General features: G+C 55.9%; 16 protein-coding genes. 4 read left to right on the top strand and 12 right to left on the bottom strand.

Translation table 11 applies throughout. From position 1 onward, the window contains the following. The first annotated feature begins 696 nt into the window (after window positions 1-696). Both PG062_RS06885 and PG062_RS06890 read left to right on the top strand, forming a co-directional pair. A complete protein-coding gene (locus PG062_RS06885) occupies window positions 697-1,476 on the top strand; it encodes a SigB/SigF/SigG family RNA polymerase sigma factor (RefSeq protein WP_114001032.1) in 780 nt (259 codons plus the stop codon). A gap of 60 nt (window positions 1,477-1,536) precedes the next feature. Then, window positions 1,537-2,097 (top strand): hypothetical protein, encoded by a 561-nt coding sequence (locus PG062_RS06890; protein ID WP_270751712.1) that lies wholly within the window; start codon window positions 1,537-1,539, stop codon window positions 2,095-2,097. A 303-nt stretch (window positions 2,098-2,400) separates the two neighbouring features. On the opposite strand, the gene sigK is transcribed toward PG062_RS06890, so the two are convergent. The 9 genes from sigK to PG062_RS06935 all read right to left on the bottom strand — a co-directional run bounded on the left by sigK (window position 2,401) and on the right by PG062_RS06935 (window position 11,550). After that, complete coding sequence (sigK, locus tag PG062_RS06895; protein WP_242979611.1) at window positions 2,401-3,054, bottom strand: RNA polymerase sporulation sigma factor SigK; 654 nt, start codon at window positions 3,052-3,054, stop codon at window positions 2,401-2,403. Window positions 3,055-3,334: 280 nt separating this feature from the next. Next, window positions 3,335-4,213, bottom strand: coding sequence for a sigma-E processing peptidase SpoIIGA (locus PG062_RS06900; protein ID WP_270751713.1), 879 nt, complete (start codon window positions 4,211-4,213; stop codon window positions 3,335-3,337). 162 nt (window positions 4,214-4,375) lie between these two features. Next, window positions 4,376-5,842 (bottom strand): radical SAM/SPASM domain-containing protein, encoded by a 1,467-nt coding sequence (locus tag PG062_RS06905; RefSeq protein WP_333559390.1) that lies wholly within the window; start codon window positions 5,840-5,842, stop codon window positions 4,376-4,378. 657 nt (window positions 5,843-6,499) lie between these two features. Further along, window positions 6,500-7,891 (bottom strand): aminopeptidase, encoded by a 1,392-nt coding sequence (locus tag PG062_RS06910; RefSeq protein WP_270751714.1) that lies wholly within the window; start codon window positions 7,889-7,891, stop codon window positions 6,500-6,502. Window positions 7,892-7,929: 38 nt separating this feature from the next. Then, on the bottom strand, window positions 7,930-8,571 hold the full coding sequence (locus PG062_RS06915; protein ID WP_270751715.1) for a lytic transglycosylase domain-containing protein: 642 nt from the start codon (window positions 8,569-8,571) through the stop codon (window positions 7,930-7,932). Beyond that, the gene (gene coaE, locus PG062_RS06920) at window positions 8,546-9,169 is read right to left on the bottom strand and encodes a dephospho-CoA kinase (protein WP_270751716.1); all 624 of its coding nucleotides are present in this window, start codon (window positions 9,167-9,169) and stop codon (window positions 8,546-8,548) included. Before coaE ends, PG062_RS06915 begins: the two co-directional genes overlap by 26 nt. Window position 9,170: 1 nt before the next feature. Further along, a complete protein-coding gene (locus PG062_RS06925; RefSeq protein ID WP_270751717.1) occupies window positions 9,171-10,190 on the bottom strand; it encodes an L-threonylcarbamoyladenylate synthase in 1,020 nt (339 codons plus the stop codon). Between the two features lie 31 nt (window positions 10,191-10,221). Then, window positions 10,222-11,298: a peptide chain release factor 1 gene (gene prfA, locus PG062_RS06930; RefSeq protein WP_270751718.1), complete on the bottom strand. Its 1,077-nt coding sequence runs from the start codon at window positions 11,296-11,298 to the stop codon at window positions 10,222-10,224. A 63-nt stretch (window positions 11,299-11,361) separates the two neighbouring features. After that, on the bottom strand, window positions 11,362-11,550 hold the full coding sequence (locus PG062_RS06935) for a DUF951 domain-containing protein (protein ID WP_270751719.1): 189 nt from the start codon (window positions 11,548-11,550) through the stop codon (window positions 11,362-11,364). Window positions 11,551-11,942: 392 nt separating this feature from the next. Here PG062_RS06935 and PG062_RS06940 point away from each other — a divergent pair, with 392 nt between their 5' ends. Both PG062_RS06940 and PG062_RS06945 read left to right on the top strand, forming a co-directional pair. Beyond that, complete coding sequence (locus PG062_RS06940) at window positions 11,943-12,851, top strand: S1 RNA-binding domain-containing protein (protein ID WP_114001061.1); 909 nt, start codon at window positions 11,943-11,945, stop codon at window positions 12,849-12,851. A 121-nt stretch (window positions 12,852-12,972) separates the two neighbouring features. Beyond that, the gene (locus PG062_RS06945) at window positions 12,973-13,551 is read left to right on the top strand and encodes a DUF4364 family protein (RefSeq protein ID WP_270751720.1); all 579 of its coding nucleotides are present in this window, start codon (window positions 12,973-12,975) and stop codon (window positions 13,549-13,551) included. 188 nt (window positions 13,552-13,739) lie between these two features. Here the strand turns inward: PG062_RS06945 and PG062_RS06950 are convergent, their stop codons facing one another. Genes PG062_RS06950 through PG062_RS06960 form a run of 3 tightly spaced genes read right to left on the bottom strand, consistent with a single transcriptional unit; the run spans window position 13,740 to window position 16,330 of the window. Beyond that, window positions 13,740-14,459 carry an ABC transporter ATP-binding protein gene (locus tag PG062_RS06950; RefSeq protein ID WP_114001025.1) on the bottom strand — a complete coding sequence of 240 codons (720 nt, stop codon included), beginning with the start codon at window positions 14,457-14,459 and terminating at the stop codon, window positions 13,740-13,742. Further along, window positions 14,459-15,223 carry an ABC transporter ATP-binding protein gene (locus PG062_RS06955; protein WP_270751721.1) on the bottom strand — a complete coding sequence of 255 codons (765 nt, stop codon included), beginning with the start codon at window positions 15,221-15,223 and terminating at the stop codon, window positions 14,459-14,461. Before PG062_RS06955 ends, PG062_RS06950 begins: the two co-directional genes overlap by 1 nt. Next, window positions 15,224-16,330, bottom strand: a complete 1,107-nt coding sequence (locus PG062_RS06960; protein WP_270751722.1) for a branched-chain amino acid ABC transporter permease — start codon at window positions 16,328-16,330, stop codon at window positions 15,224-15,226. Window positions 16,331-16,338 lie beyond the last annotated feature (8 nt).

Genomic DNA, 16,338 nt, shown 5'->3' on the forward strand with positions numbered 1-16,338 from the left:
GCGCATGGCACAACACGGTGCGGTACCGCACGCCGGAACATAATTTTTCCAACATAAGTATTAGTATAACATAACCTGCGGGCGGGTGCAATCTTGCCAGGGCGGTTCGTATTAAATTTACTAGCATGCACAAAAATATAGTTCAACAGGGGCCTGTTTTTTGCCTTTGCTATTTTATGGAAGGGTGATTTCAATTATTTCCCATCCTGTCTTTTTCAGCCGTCAGGTGCCCATACTAAGGTGTATCTGAAAACAAAAAAATGACGGATATTTCGCAAACACAAGCAGGATTTAAGGCAATACCGCATAATTCTAAGTGCCGATACGGCGAGCGAGGTGCGGCAGCTGCTAGGCAAAAAGCGCAGATAATACTGGATGCTGCAAAGGTGAGCGCCGCCAGTGGCGGAAACAGCGAACCGAAGCAGGGGCAGCGGTCGCAGAGTGCGAGGGGCTTTTGCCCCCCCGAAGCACGATGCGGGTACCGCAACCCGACATTATCGAGCATTTTGGCAACGCAGATGCCGTGCCGCAGCCGCCGGAGCGGTGCTTAAGCCGTCAGGCGGGAATTGTGCGGTGTTGCCTTAACACAAAATCCGGCTATGCTTGTAGAAACAGACGATATTTTCGACTTTTCAGATCCCCCTAAGGGCGGAACCAACTGCTGTTGCTGAATGCAAAAGAACGGGAGGATGCAGAATGAATACCAGCAAAGTGGAAATATGCGGTGTGAACACGGCCCTGCTGCCGGTGCTGAACGAGGAACAGAAAACCCAGCTGCTGCTTGCTGCCAAAGCCGGAAACAGCGAAGCCCGTGCCCAGATGATACAGGGCAACCTGCGCCTTGTGTTGAGCGTGGTGCAGAAATTTGCGGGCCGAGGCGAAAACCTGGACGACCTGTTCCAGGTTGGGTGCATTGGGCTGATTAAGGCAATCGACAATTTTGACCCCGGTTTGAAAGTGCGGTTTTCCACCTATGGGGTGCCGATGATTCTGGGTGAGATCCGGCGCTTTTTGCGGGATAATACCCCCATACGGGTCAGCCGGTCGGTGCGGGACCTGGCCTATCACGCCATGCAGGCACGGGAAGCCCTGCAAAAAGAAACCGGGCGTGAGCCCCGCGTGAGTGAAATTGCCGCCCGCGTCGGCAGCGCCCCGGAGCAGGTTGCCATGGCGCTGGAATCCATTGTGGAACCAGCCAGTTTGTATGAACCGGCCTATACCGATGGTGATGATACCCTAGCCATTATGGACCGCGTACAGGAAGCAAGCTGCGAAGAAAGCTGGATCAGCGATATCATGTTCAAGGATACCGTGCAGGCCCTTACCCCGCGGGAGCGACGCATCATCGCCCTGCGGTATTTATCCGGCCAGACACAGATGCAGGTGGCGCAGGCCATCGGCATCAGCCAGGCGCAGGTCAGCCGGTTGGAAAAATGCGCGCTGAACCACATCAAGGAACAAATCTCCTGCCGGTAGAACCATCTCATGTGCACCATCCCCAGCCGCAGCACATACCATGGAGCAAAGGGGATGGTAATGATGGAGCAAGCATTTTGGCTGATTTTGTTTTTGGCAGTTGTGGGCATTGCGGCGCTGATTGCCGCCGCGATGATGTGGCAGAAAGAGAGCATCCAGCAGCCCGGCACGCCCACCGGGCAGCGCAGTTACCAGGAGGAATATTCGGCGCCGGATTTTACCGAAAGTGCAGGGTTTGCTGTAACGATGTACCCTTCCACTGATATCCTGATTCCGGGGCGGTTCTGGCTCATCAACCGCAAAACGGCGGAGATTGAATACAATGTGATTCCCGCCGGGGGCGTTCGGCTGCGGGTTGCTCAAACCGGGCAGCTGGATGTGCCGGATACCTATCTGGCTTGTCAATACGAAAACGTGGCCACTGTGCCGATTGACGGCACAGAAGTCACGCTGAGCCAGAACCCCGGTCGGAACGCCATGGCGAGTTGGACGCGGAACGGATTTGATTACCTTTTGTTGTGTGAAGAACCGCAAATGAACCTGTTGGGCGGGGTGATCCAGGATTTTGTGACCCAGACAACTGCCAGCACAGTATCTGGGCAACGGGTCACGCAGGAATAGCTAAGGCAACACCGCACAATTCCCGCCTTGCGGCTTAAGCACCGCTCCGGCAGCTGCGGCACGGCATCTGCGTTGCCAAAATGCTCGATAATGTCGGGTTGCGGTACCCGCATCGTGCTTCGGGGGCAAAAGCCCCTCGCACTCTGCGACCGCTGCCCCTGCTTCGGTTCGCTGTTTCCGCCACTGGCGGCGCTCACCTTTGCAGCATCCAGTATTATCTGCGCTTTTGGCTTGGCATCTGCCGCACCTCGCTCGCCGTATCGGCACTTAGAATTATGCGGTATTGCCCTAAGGCATGCCGGATCAGACCAAAGACTCGATTTGTTGACGCAAACGCTTGATGATGCGCTTTTCCAACCGGGAAATATAACTTTGAGATATCCCGATGGAATCCGCAACTTCCTTTTGGGTGTGCTCTACCCCATCACGTAAACCGAAGCGCAGCTCCATGATTTGCCGCTCCCTCGGGTTCAATGCCTGAACGGCGGCAAGCAGGGCGCTGCGCTCGGCATTGCGCTCCAGCTCTTCCCCAACCTGGGCCTGGTCGCTGGTCAACACATCCATCAGCAGCAGCTCGTTGCCGTCGGAATCAGTGTTCAGGGGCTCATCAATGCTGGCATCCTGCCTGCGGTTGGAGCTTTTGCGCAGGTACATCAAAATTTCATTTTCAATGCAGCGGCTGGCATAGGTAGCAAGTTTGATATTTTTTCCCGGTTCAAAGGTATTTACCGCTTTAATTAAGCCGATCGTACCAATCGAGATCATATCCTCCACCCCAGCGGTGGAGGATTCAAATTTTTTGGCAATGTAAACGACCAGGCGCAGGTTATGTGTGATCAAGGCATCCCGCGCCGCCCCTTCGCCCGCAGCAAGACCGCACAGCGCCTGCTGTTCTTCCTGCGGGGTCAGCGGCGGGGGCAGCGTATCCGGGCCGTTAATGTAGTGCAGATCCGGCATGGCACCAAACAGTAGCACAAAATTTCCGATACGGCGGCAAAGCGTGTGCAGCGGCTGCATAAATATTTCCCTCCTTTGAGATGTGGGTGGTAAACTATGATAAAGGCATTGGCGGGTGGTTTGTGCTTACGCAGAGATATAACGTGCAGCGGAAACGATAGCTATGCGTTTTCGCTCATTATTTCACTAAATAAATATTTAGCGAATATAATGTTTGATTTATCATGTGCTTTGCGATAAGAGGATTGCCGGCAGTAATTGATACAAGCCTGCCGCATGGTTACAAAAAATCTGAGCCATATAAAGCTTCATATTCGCCGGACTGGAACGGCTGCGGGCAAAAAGCAACGGCGGTGCGGCCAAGGCTTTGCATCCCCGTTTCGGTGATGGTGCTGATATCCGCCACCGCAAACCCCGGCAGCAGCGCGTGCTGCGCAGCGGTATTGCAGGGTATCACCCGCAGACTGGCACCGACCGGCGGCGTACTGGGGTGCAGGCCCTGGAACCACTGCCCCAAAAAGGCGTTGACTCCCCCCGGCAGTCGGCCTTTTGCCGCCGGCCAGCTGATGAGCAGCACCGGCAGGCAGGTGACGGGGTCTTTCAGGTGGCACCCAGTATCCAGTGTGGCGCGCAGCCGCACGGGGGCACCGCACAGTTCAAACTCGATCCCAATCGTCCGGGTGGTCTGCGGCGTGCTGCCCGAAAAGTGCAATACCAGCCACACCGCGCCGCAGCTGGCTGCAGAAAGCAGCAGCAACACGACCGGCGAAATGCGCAGGTATACCGTAAGATTTGCCGTTTGCAGCAGCGGTGTGCCTGTGCGCAGGATAACGGCAATGCAAAGCCCGGCCAGCAGAATGTTGAGCGCGGCATACCAGCACACGGCGGTGACAAAGCGCCGCAGCCCCTGCAGCCCAAAGGCAACGCCCACCACGGCGCAGGCAGTCAGTATCTTGTACAGAATTTGGGCAGGATATGAAAGTTCCGGCGCGAACAAGATCAGCGCACTGAGCGAGGCAATGCCGCTGGCGCACACCATGCGGGAAAACGCGGCGTGCTGACTGCTGAGCAGCCCGGCGGCCTGCAGCAAAAAGTAAGCCACCAGAAAGTTGACCAACAAAAGGACATCCAGATAAATGACCGTTTTGATAGCAGGCATCTCCCCTTTCGTGGCCGTGCGGCAGTTTTGGCGGCTTTGGGGGCCGCTTGTTCAGTGTATGCCAATGGCAAAGAGAAAATGCGGGAAACCTGCGAAAGCTGAACAGGCACAAAAAATCCGCCCGTGGCTGTTTGCCATGGGCGGATGAAATCAGTAATTTAATTATTCCTGATGAGCGGAGCATGCGGCGCAGCTGGCACAGGAGGCACAGCTGTTAGCGCTTTCCGGATTTTCGGGGTCAACGTAACCGGGGTGCTTTTCGGCCCACAGGCGGTCAGCGGTGGGCATCCAGCTGGTTGCGTAGGGACGGCAGCGGCGGAAAACATCCTCCGGGGATTCCGGCTGCTGCATATCGGTGCTGTGGGCACCGCTGCGGCGAACCATATCGCCCAGAATCTGGGGGTTCTCCAGCATCGGGCAGGGACGCAGATGGTTGCCGTTGAAGGGCTGGCCCTTGTGATATTCCTTGAACAAGGGCTGCTGCAGGCATTCCAGCAGGCTCTTGTCATGGATGTTGGCGCCGGAGTAATGGATGAATACGCAGGGCTCCACATCGCCGTTGGGGTTGATGTGAGCATACTGGCGGCCGCCGGCGATACAGCCGTCAATGTACTCGCCGTCGTTCTGGAAGTCAATGCAGAAAATCTGCTTGCCGCCGGTAAAGCCGCGGATCTCGCGTACACGCTGGATCATGTACTCACGCTGTTCGGGATTCAGCATCAAGTCAACGTTAGCACCATCGCCGATGGGCATATAGTGGAAGTACCAGTTGAAGCGCACGCCGTGGCTGATGAGCATATCCATGAATTCATCGCTGGTAACAGCCTTGTAGTTGGCGGAAGTATAGCAGATGGAGGTACCAAACAGCAGGCCGTGCTTTTTCATGATGTCCATAGCGTTCATAACGCGCTGGAACACGCCTTCGCCGCGGCGGCTGTCGGTGGCATCATCCAGGCCCTCAACGGACAGGAAGAAAGCCATGTTGCCGACTTTCTTGACTTCCTCGCAGAAAGCATCGTCGATCAGAGTACCATTGGTGAACAGGTGGAACACAGAGCTCTGGTGCTTGGCAGCCAGCTTGAGCAGATCGTTCTTGCGGCACATCGGCTCGCCGCCGGTGCACATATACCAGTGGATGCCCAGCTCTTCACCCTCGGTAACCAGCTTGTCCATTTCCTCATAGGTCAGGTTCAGGCGGTTGCCGTACTCGGCAGCCCAGCAGCCCTTGCAATGCAGGTTGCAGGCGGAGGTGGGGTCAAACAGCAGGATCCACGGCATGTTGCAATCATACTTTTTGCGCAGCTCACAAACATAGTTGTAACCGGAAAACATGCCCTCATACACCAGGTTCAGGGCGTTCATCTTCAGCACATGGGGGTCGATCTCGTTGATGGCGCGGTATGCGTACTGCATCCACTTGCCGTTGGGGTCGCTGACAAACTTGCGGGCTGCATCAAAGGCAGAAGCCGGGTAACGGTCTTTCAGCAGGGGCTCGGCCAGGTTGACCAGCTTGACAGCATTCTCGGACAGCTTTTCGGTTCCCTTACCGCGCACGGCGTTGATGGCGACATCAATGGCAGCGCTGAAAGCAGCGCGCTGTGCGGCGTGAACAACTTTATTCATCGGCATAACAAAACTCTCTCCTTTTCAAAACGGTACACCAGCCATTGCTCTGCAAGCAAAGCGTACCCGGCAGCGGCAGGGCCTTTTGGATAAGCCCCTGGGAACCAGCCGTTTTTCGGTTCCAGGTTTGCTGTGCGGTCCCGCTTGAACGGGGCTGCACGGCTTTTCTTGCTATGGTGACATTGTATCGCATTGTTCGGCATTTTGTACATAGGCAAAAAAAGACTTTTGTTCAATTATAATAGGCTATTCCGGCCCCGATGTTTGACGATATGCCCCACTTTGTTCAAAAAGTGCGGTATAAAACACAAAAAGGCGCTGCACCCAATTTGAGGGCACAGCGCCGGAATGATATGGATAAATTTGCTTTAAGGCAACACCGCACAATTCCCGCCTGACGGCTTAAGCACCGCTCCGGCGGCTGCGACACGGCATCTGCGTTGCCAAAATGCTCGATAATGTCGGGTTGCGGTACCCGCATCGTGCTTCGGGGGCAAAAGCCCCTTGCACTCTGCGACCGCTGCCCCTGCTTCGGTTCGCTGTTTCCGCCACTGGCGGCGCTCACCTTTGCAGCATCCAGTATTATCTGCGCTTTTGGCTTAGCATCTGCCGCACCTCGCTCGCCGTATCGGCACTTAGAATTATGCGGTATTGCCTTAAGTGTTACTCAGCATCCGCACAGAAAGCCCGGAAGGTGCGGTAAGCCATGTAAACATCGGCCTTGGAAACGACCTCAAACGGAGAGTGCATGGCCAGAACGGGCACACCGATATCAATGGTATCAATATCGCGGTTGGCCACATATTTGGCGATAGTGCCGCCGCCGCCAAGGTCCAGGCGGCCCATTTCGCCGATCTGCCAAACCACGCCGTTCTTGTTCATCAGGCGGGTCAGGTAGCTGACCAGTTCGGCGTTGGCATCGCTGGTAGAGCTCTTTCCGCCTGCACCGGTGTATTTGTAAATTGCAACGCCGCGGCCCGCATAGGTGCCGTTATCCGGCTCGAATGCTTCGGAGAAGCTGGGATCATAAGCAGCGGTAACATCGGCAGACAGGCACTTGGATGCCTGGAACGCAGCAATGGAATCCACACCGGTGGCGGCACAGAGCTGCTGCAGGAAGTGGTAGGCATACATGCTATTCATGCCGGTCACGCCGTCAGAGCCGACCTCCTCTTTATCGGTCAGGATGCAGACAGTGGTGTGGGCCGGGTGCTGTACCTCAATTTCAGCCATCAGGGCCGGGTAAGCGTCCACGCGGTCATCATGGCCGTAAGCGCCGATCATGGAGCGGTCCAGGCCAACATCGCGGGCCTTGAATGCGGGCACAATCTCAATTTCAGCGGTGACAAAATCACGCTCGGCAATGCCGTACATCTCGTTCAGCAGACCGAGAATGCTCAGCTTGATGCGGTTTTCGGCATCAGTGTCCGCAATGGGCAGGGAGCCAAGCACGACATTCAGGTTTTCGGCGGTGATGGCATCGGGCAGCTTTTTCTGGTTTTGTTCGCGGCCCAGATGGGGCAGCAGGTCAGTGATGGTAAAGACGGGATCCTCGTCGTTTTCACCGATGGTAATGGTTACGGTGGTGCCGTCCTCACGGCAGACAACACCATGCAACGCCAGCGGGATGGTAGGCCACTGATACTTGCGGATACCGCCGTAATAGTGGGTGCGGAAGTAAGCCAGGCCATCCTTTTCAAACAGCGGCACCGGGCGCAGGTCCAGGCGCGGGGAATCAATATGGGCAATGTTCAGGTGGAAGCCCTCGGCCATGCTGCGCTCGCCGATGGTAGCTGCCAGCACGCACTTGCTGCGATTGATCAGGTAGACTTTATCCCCTGCGTTCAGTGCCATGCCGGGCACAAAGGGCTTGTAGCCAGCCTGCTTGAGCAGCTGCTCGCTATAAGCGGCGGCTTCGCGCTCGGTTTTGGCAGCGTTCAGGAAAGCCTTGTAACCTTCGCAGAAAGCATTGGCTTCTGCAATGGCATCAGGCTGCTGATCAGCGACTGTTTTGTTTTTATACAACAGTTCTTTCAGTTCCTGTGTTGTTTTCATGATGGTATCCTTTCTTCTTACAAATTCGGGCAGGGGTATCAGCCGGAGCTGTCCGCCGTGCCGTATATTTCACTGTACTGCGCGTATGCGTCCGTTACTTTTTGCACATAGCGGCGCATTTGCGGGTACGGGAAAGCATCCAGTACCTTGCCATCCTGCGAATACTGGCTGTCCGCCAGCAGGGTATCCACGGTGCCAAGCCCGCTGTGGTAGGCGGCTGCGGCGGTGGCCAGGTCATCGTCATACCGCTGCAGGCAGTAGCTGATAAAATAGCTGCCAAAGCGGATGTTTACCTCCGGGTCATAGAGATCATCGAATGTAAGGGGTTCATCCGGCGCAATCTTGGTTTTGATCCAGTCGAATGTTATCTCGGTGATCTGCATCAGCCCGCGTGCGCCAACGTTGGATTCAGCCTGCGGGTTAAAATTGCTTTCGGTGCGGATAATGGAATACAGGATGTAAGGGTCAATTTGATATTTGCCCGCGTAATAGGTTACATACTCGTCATATTTGCGGGGGTATGCGGTGTTCATTACGGTATCGCTGCCGCGGTTCAACAGGGTGATAGCCGCCAGCAGCAGGGCCAGCAGCACCATACACACCCGCAAAATAACCATTTGCGGCGGGGATGGTGCCAGCACAGAGCGTTTGCTCTTATTTTTCGTCTGACGTTTCGCCATAAGCCTCCTTCCGCAGGGCAGTCAACAGCGCATTGCAGCGCTGCTGCATCTGTTGCAAAGTTCCATCGTTTTCAATCACAAAGTCTGCGGCGGCACGCAAGACATTTTCGGGCAGCTGAGCGTCCAGGCGGCGGCGCGCCATTTCCGGCGCAATGCCATCCCGCGCACAGATGCGCTGCACGCTGGTTTCATACGGCGCGGCAACCAAAACGAGATGGCTGCACCGCTTTTGGAACGGGGTACCCACGATCACCGCGCCGTCCACAAAGAAGAGCTTTTCCCCCGCCTGCCGGGCTTCCGCCATGGCAAGATCCAACCGATGGTAGATTTCCGGCTGGGTGATGGCGGTCAGCCAAGCGGTGCCCTGCGGTGTGGCAAAGGCACGGTCCGCCAGCAGGCGGCGGCGCACCTGACCGGCTTCATCCACAATATCGGCACCGAATTCCTGCTGGAGCTGCACAATGCAGGGCGAACCCGGCAGCAGAACTTCCCGCGCCACCTGGTCGGCATCCACACAGCGGAACCCCGCGGCACGGATGCTGTCCGTCAGGGTGGATTTGCCGCAGCCGGAACGCCCGGTAATGCCAATGATCTGCATATCAGACCTCCACCACGCGGAACGCCGCGGCACGGATCAGGCGGTTATACACGGCCATGGAAACGCCATCGCTGAGCGGGCAGCGGGCATAAACGGTTTTGGCACCCTTGCGGTCCAGTTCCCGCAGCACGGTGAACAGGTTGTGCGCTTCGCTGATGCCGTCCCCCTCTTTGCCGTAAGAGATGGCCGGAACGGGGAGCTGGGCTTCCTCGCCGTCAAAGCAGAGCGCCCAGACGCCGTCCCCAGCGTGGGCGGCAATATAATCGCGGTAGGCATCAAAGCTGCCTTTCAGGATGGTCACATCCGCCTTGGGGGCGTAATGCTTATACTTCATTCCGGGGGAACGCGCAACTTCACCGTCTTTCAGCTTTTCCAGAATGGCGTGGTTGACAAGAACTTCCTCGCCCAGAACGGCTTCCATCTGTTCTTTTGTCACATAGCCGGGGCGCAGGATCATCGGGTGTTCCCCTGTCACGGCCACGACGGTGGATTCCACGCCGACAGCACTTTCGCCGCCATCCAGAATCAGCGGCAGGCGGCCATCCATATCCACAAAGGTATCCTGTGCGTTGGTGGGGCTGGGCTTGCCGGAAAGGTTAGCAGACGGGGCGGCAAACGCCACGCCGCTGGCTTTGATGACCGCCTGCACCACCGGATGGGACGGCATGCGCACGCCGACCGTATCCAGCCCGGCACAGGTCACTTCGGACACTTCCGGTCCGCGGGGCATGACCATGGTGAGCGGGCCGGGCCAGAATGCGGCGGCCAGCTTTTTGGCGCGTTCCGGCACTTCAGACACAATGCCGTGCAGCATTTCCATGCCGCAGATATGCACGATCAGCGGGTTATCCTGCGGGCGGCCTTTGGCTTCAAAAATTTTTTTGACAGCCTCACCGTTGCGGGCATCGGCGGCAATGCCGTACACCGTTTCGGTCGGCAGAGCTACCAGTTCCCCCTGCTGCAGCAGTTTGGCGGCAAGGGCAATGCTTTCCTCATTAACAGGCAAAACCTGAGTATTCATAGATCTTGATTCCTTCTTTTACAATGTGGGGTTACTGGATGGGGTTATTTTTGAGCTTTTCTTCCTGATCGGCCAGAATCAACGGCTCAATCACCCGGTCAAGGTTGCCGTCCAGTATATCCTGTAAATTGCGCAGTGTCAAGCCGATGCGGTGGTCGGTCACGCGGTCCTGCGGGAAGTTGTAGGTGCGGATCTTCTCGCTGCGGTCGCCGCTGCCCACCTGGCTTTGGCGCTTGGCGTTATATTCCTGGTCGTATGCTTCCTGCTTTTGCTGCAGCAGGCGGCTGCGCAGAACTTTCAATGCCTGCTCTTTGTTTTCGCGCTGGCTGCGCTGGTCCTGGCACTCCACCACCATGCCAGTGGGCAGGTGGGTCACCCGGATGGCGGACGACGTTTTGTTGATGTGCTGGCCGCCTGCGCCGGAGGAGCGGAAGGTATCAATGCGCAGGTCCTTGGGGTTCAGTTCCAGCTCCACTTCCTCGGCTTCCGGCATGACGGCAACGGTGGCGGTGGAAGTGTGGATGCGGCCCTGGGTCTCGGTTTCCGGCACGCGCTGCACGCGGTGAACGCCGCTTTCAAACTTTAAGCGGCTGTAAACGCCGGGCCCTTCGATCGAGAACGTGATCTCCTTTACACCGCCCAGCTCGGTCTCGTTCAGGCTGATGACGGAGCAGGCCCAGTTCTGGCGTGCGGCGTACATGGTGTACATGCGGTGCAGGCTGTGGGCAAACAGGGCGGCTTCCTCGCCGCCGGCACCCGCACGGATTTCCATGATGATGCTTTTTTCATCGTTGGCATCTTTGGGCAAAAGCAGCAAGCGGATTTTTTGTTCCAAGTCTTCCAGTTTTTGCCAGTTTTCGCGTAATTCCTGCTGTACCATATCGTTAAAGGCAGCATCCTCCGTGGGGGCATCCAGCAGCGCTTTTTCTTCGTCCACTTCTTTTTGCAGTGCGGTATAGCTGCGGTATGCTTCCACCAGGGGGGTCAGTTCCTTATACTCCCGCATCATGGCTGCATAGGCCGCGGGGTCATTCATTGCTTCGGGGGTGGTCATGCGGTAGGCAAGCTCCTCATAGCGGCGCTTTACCTGGCTTAAATCGTCAAACATAGGGGCAAATCTCCTTACATTAGGGGCACAAAATTGTGCCGGATGGTTAAAGAGCTTTTGCCGCTACTCTTCCCCGCTGCGCAGGATTTTTTTGATGTTCTTTTCAATCTTTACGCGCGGCAGCATAATCTCATGGCCGCATTTTTGGCAGCGGATCTTAAAATCCATGCCCACGCGCAGTACGTCAAACCGGTTGGCCCCACAGGGGTGCGGCTTTTTGGTTATGATCACATCACCAACCTGAACGTCCATTCTTCCACCGCCTTTCTTTGGGCAATACCGCATAATTCTAAGTGCCGATACGGCGAGCGAGGTGCGGCAGCTGCTAAGCCAAAAGCGCAGATAATACTGGATGTCTTAGCGAGCATTTTGGCAACGCAGATGCCGTGCCGCAGCCGTCGAAGCGGTGCTTAAGCCGCTAGGCGGGAATTGTGCGGTGTTGCCTTTGATCTGGTCCGCAGGGCTACAGGCTGTGCCTGTGAACAATGCGATACAGATATTATTATATACCATCCCGGCAGTTTTGAAAATAGCCCTGCCGGGAAAAGCTGCCCCCGCCAGGAGAATCTTTTGTGAACTTTTGGCGGCAGCGGCAGCTATGATCGTTGTTCTTTTATTTTATATATAAGAAAAGAGGAAAACAAATGCTTGAATACCGTGCTGAAGGACTTTGCCGCAACGCTTCCCACCTGCGGCGGGAAGAGCTGGATCATTGCATTGCCGCTGGGGAGGTGCTGCAAAGCACAGCCCTTGCCTTTGATACCAACCGCCGCCTGCGCTTTGAGCTGTGCGGGCACCATGCGTATATGCCGTTTGAAGAATGTCTGGACACTGCCCCCGGTGAGACAGTCAAAGAGATCGCTGTGCTGACCCGCGTGGGGCGGCCGACCTGTTTTGTGGTCCAGGGTACGACGCAGGATGAAAACGGCGAGGCCGTTTATCTGCTTTCCCGCGCGGCGGCGCAGCGGGCCTGCCGGGAGCAGTACCTGGACCAGCTGGAAAACGGCAGCGTGATTCCCTGCACGGTAACACACATTGAAAACTTTGGCGCGTTCTGCGATGTCGGGTGCGGCATTTCAGCACTGCTGCCAATCGACTGCCTTTCAGTATCGCGGATTGCTTCCCCGGCAGACCGTGTAACGGTGGGCCAGCAGCTGCTGTGCGCCATCAAGAACCGGGATGAGCAGGACCGCATTGTGCTGACCCTGCGGGAGCTGCTTGGAACCTGGAGTGAGAACGCCGCCTGCTTTGCCGCCGGGGAGACCGTGGTGGGTATTGTGCGCAGTGTGGAAGATTACGGTGTGTTCATTGAGATTGCCCCCAACCTGGCCGGGCTGGCGGAGCCGGATACGGCACTGCACCCCGGCCAGACGGTGAGCGTGTATATTAAAAGCATTCTGCCGGATAAAATGAAGATCAAGCTGGTGGTGGTGAACAAGAACCTGAACCAGAAAATGCGGTTTGAGCCACACTATTTTGTGACCCGTGGGCGGCTGGACCGGTGGATCTACTCCACCCCGCAAAGCCGCAAGCAGATCGAAACGGTGTTTTGAAGCCGGCTTAAGCGGGCAAGAATTTTGCGCTTGTAAGTTTTTTGAAACTCCTGTATAATAATTACAAAGTAAAGTTTGAGGGCACGGTGCTGCCTGTGCCCCCTGTTCAGGAAGTGAGACCATGGCAGAAGCATTTACCGCCGGTGTAAAGATGGGCGGCTTGACCAATGATACCGAGATTCGTATTTTGCTGTGCTACCTGATTAAAAGCGTGGGGCCTGTGACCCGTGAAGCCATGGAGGCTGCGCTTTTGCAGGAAGAGCTGGTCAATTATTTTGAATTTGTTGGCGCGCTGAACGACCTTGTGGCCCAGGGGCTGGCCATTGATGGAGCCAACGGCTACACCATTACCGAAAAAGGTACCACAGTGGCTCAGACTCTCTCGGAAGATTTGCCCCGCAGCGTGCGGGAAAGTGCGATTCTGGCAGTTATCCGCATCCAGAGCTGGGTGCACAAGGCGGCCCAGAACCATGCTGATATTGAAAAAGACGGTGACCGTTACCGCGTAACCTGCACCATTCAGGATAAAAACCAGCAGCACGGCGCATTCACCCTGCAGGTGACGATGCCGGACGCCATGACCGCTGAACAGGTGCGCGACCATTTTGTAGCCTGCGGGAGCGAAATTTACAACAAAGTGCTGAATCTGTTGACCCAGCCACTGAGCGATGAACAGCGCCCGCCGGAGGGAGTACGGTAAAATTATATCGGCACTCCCCTGCCGTATATGATCATGGCAGTACGGATAGCCAAGTTACCATCTTATCATCATTGCATACCATCAGATAAACAAAAAACAGCCCCGGCTTTTTCCTGAATGCAATCAGGTAAAGGCCGGGGCTGTTTTGTCAGTTTCTGTTCATTGCAGAGGCGTATCTTATGCTATGGTTATTCGCAGCCAAGGTAAGCCTTGCGCACTTCGATGTTATTGGCAAGCTCGGTGGCTTCGCCCTCCATCTTGATGGTGCCGGTTTCCAGCACATAGGCGCGGTTGGCAATATCCAGTGCCATCTTTGCGTTCTGCTCCACCAGCAGCACAGTAACGCCCTGGCGGTTAATGTCGCGGATGATCTTAAAGATTTCCTTGACCAGCAGCGGAGAAAGGCCCATGGAGGGTTCATCCAGCAGCAGGATCTTAGGCTTGCACATCAGAGCGCGGCCCACGGCCAGCATCTGCTGTTCGCCGCCGGAAAGGGTTCCGGCGGGCTGGTTGCGGCGCTCTTTCAGGCGGGGCAGCAGGTCAAACACCATGTCGTAATCGCTCTGGATGGCATCCTTACCATCGTGGCGGGTATAAGCACCCATGGAAAGGTTCTGCTGCACAGTCAGGCCGCTGAATACACGGCGGCCCTCCGGCACCTGGGCCAGACCAAGGCGGACGATTTTGTGGGCTTCCATCTTGCTGATCAGGTTACCGTCATAGGTGATCTCGCCGCTGGCCAGCTTGAGCAGGCCGGAGATGGCGTGCATGGTGGTGGTTTTGCCAGCACCGTTTGCACCGATCAGAGTAACGATTTCTCCTTCGTCCACATGGAACGAAACATCCTTGATGGCGTGGATGGAACCGTAATAAACATTGATATTTTTAACCGAAAGCAGCTCACCCATTAGTCGTCACCTCCCAGATAGGCCGCAATGACCTTGGGGTTATTGCGGATGGTTTTGCCGTCGCCGCGGGCAATCACACGGCCATAGTCCAGCACGGTGATCTCCTCGCAGATACCCATAACGAAGTTCATATCATGCTCTATGAGCAGGATGGCAACGCCGAACTGGTCACGCACGCTGTGGATGGTGTTCATCAGTTCTTCGGTTTCGTTGGGGTTCATACCGGCTGCGGGCTCGTCCAGCAGCAGCAGTTTCGGGTTGGTAGCCAGGGCGCGGGCAATTTCCAGCTTGCGCTGTTTGCCGTAAGGCAGTTGGCTGGCTTTATAGTTAGCCTCCGCATCCAGGTCAAAAATTTTCAGCAGCTTCATAGCACGGCGGTCCATCTCGTGCTCTTTCTCACGGAAAGACGGCAAGCGCAGGATACCGGTCCACATGCCGTAAACAACCTGGTTGTGCAGGCCGACCTTGACGTTATCCAGAACTGTCATATCATTAAACAGGCGGATGTTCTGGAACGTGCGGGCAATGCCCGCCTTGCTGATGGCTTCCGGAGTGGCACCGGTAATATCGTTGCCATCCAGCACAATGTTGCCCTCGGTGGGCTTATACACACCGGTCAGCATATTGAACACGGTGGTTTTGCCCGCGCCGTTGGGGCCGATCAGGCCATACAGATGGCCTTTTTCGATTTTAAGGTCCAGCTGCGAAACGGCTTGCAGGCCGCCGAACGCAATGCCAAGGTTACTGACTTCCAGCAGTGCCATTTATGCCGCCTCCTTTTTGCTTTTATCCTTTAGGAATTTGTTCAGCTTCAAAATCGGGAATTTCTCGGTGATTTTTTCAGCCACTTCTTTGCGCCATGCCACCAGCTTGGGGCTGCGGGTAAAGATCATCATGACAATCAGAACGATAGCATAGATCAGCATGCGGTAATCGTTCAGGCCGCGCAGCATTTCGGGCAGAACGGTCAGGATGGCCGCTGCAATCACGGAGCCGCGGATGCTGCCGATGCCGCCCAGAACCACGAAGACCAGAATGTTGATGGAGGTGTTGTAATCAAACTTTTTGGCAACCAAAGAAGAATAGTTCAAGCTGTACAGCACGCCTGCCATGCCGGCAAACACGGAGGACAGTACAAAAGCCATCAGCTTATAGCGGGTGATATTGATGCCGATGCTCTTGGCAGCAATCTCATTATCGCGGATAGCGGAGACAGCGCGGCCAGCGCGGGAGCGGATCAGGTTGAGCACAACCACCAGCGTGATAAGCACCAGAATAATGCCCATGGTAAAGGTGGAAGTCTTTTTGATGCCGGTAATACCCATGGCACCGTTGATCAGGATCTTGCCATCCTCGGCCATGTTCATCGAAGCGGCATCTTTAAGGGAGAAATGCAGGCCGCTGTCGTCCACGCCCAGGTAAACGGCGTTCATAATATTTTTGATGATCTCGCCAAATGCCAGGGTAACGATGGCCAGATAGTCGCCGGACAGGCGCAGAACGGGAACACCAACGATGACGCCGAAGATACCGGCCATAGCGCCGCCCACAACAAAGGCCAGGATCAGCGCCAGCCAGTGCGGGGCCACATCATACAGGCTGACCCAGACCAGCGTGCCGGAAAACGCGCCAACGCTCATAAAACCGGCATGACCGAGGCTCAGCTCACCCAAAAAGCCGACAACGAGGTTCAGCGAAACAGCCATGACCACATAAGCGCAGATGGGCACCAGCTGGCCGGAGAAAGAGTTGGTCAGCACACCGGCGGCTGCCAGCAGCTGAACGACAATGTAAAACCCAATGACGATGCTAAAGGTGATAAAATTACTTTTGGTGCTTTTTTTCACTTGGTTCCATTTTGTTAATGCCATGATCCTCA

Source organism: Gemmiger qucibialis, assembly GCF_027689445.1.
In the GTDB taxonomy this organism is placed as follows: domain Bacteria; phylum Bacillota; class Clostridia; order Oscillospirales; family Ruminococcaceae; genus Gemmiger; species Gemmiger qucibialis.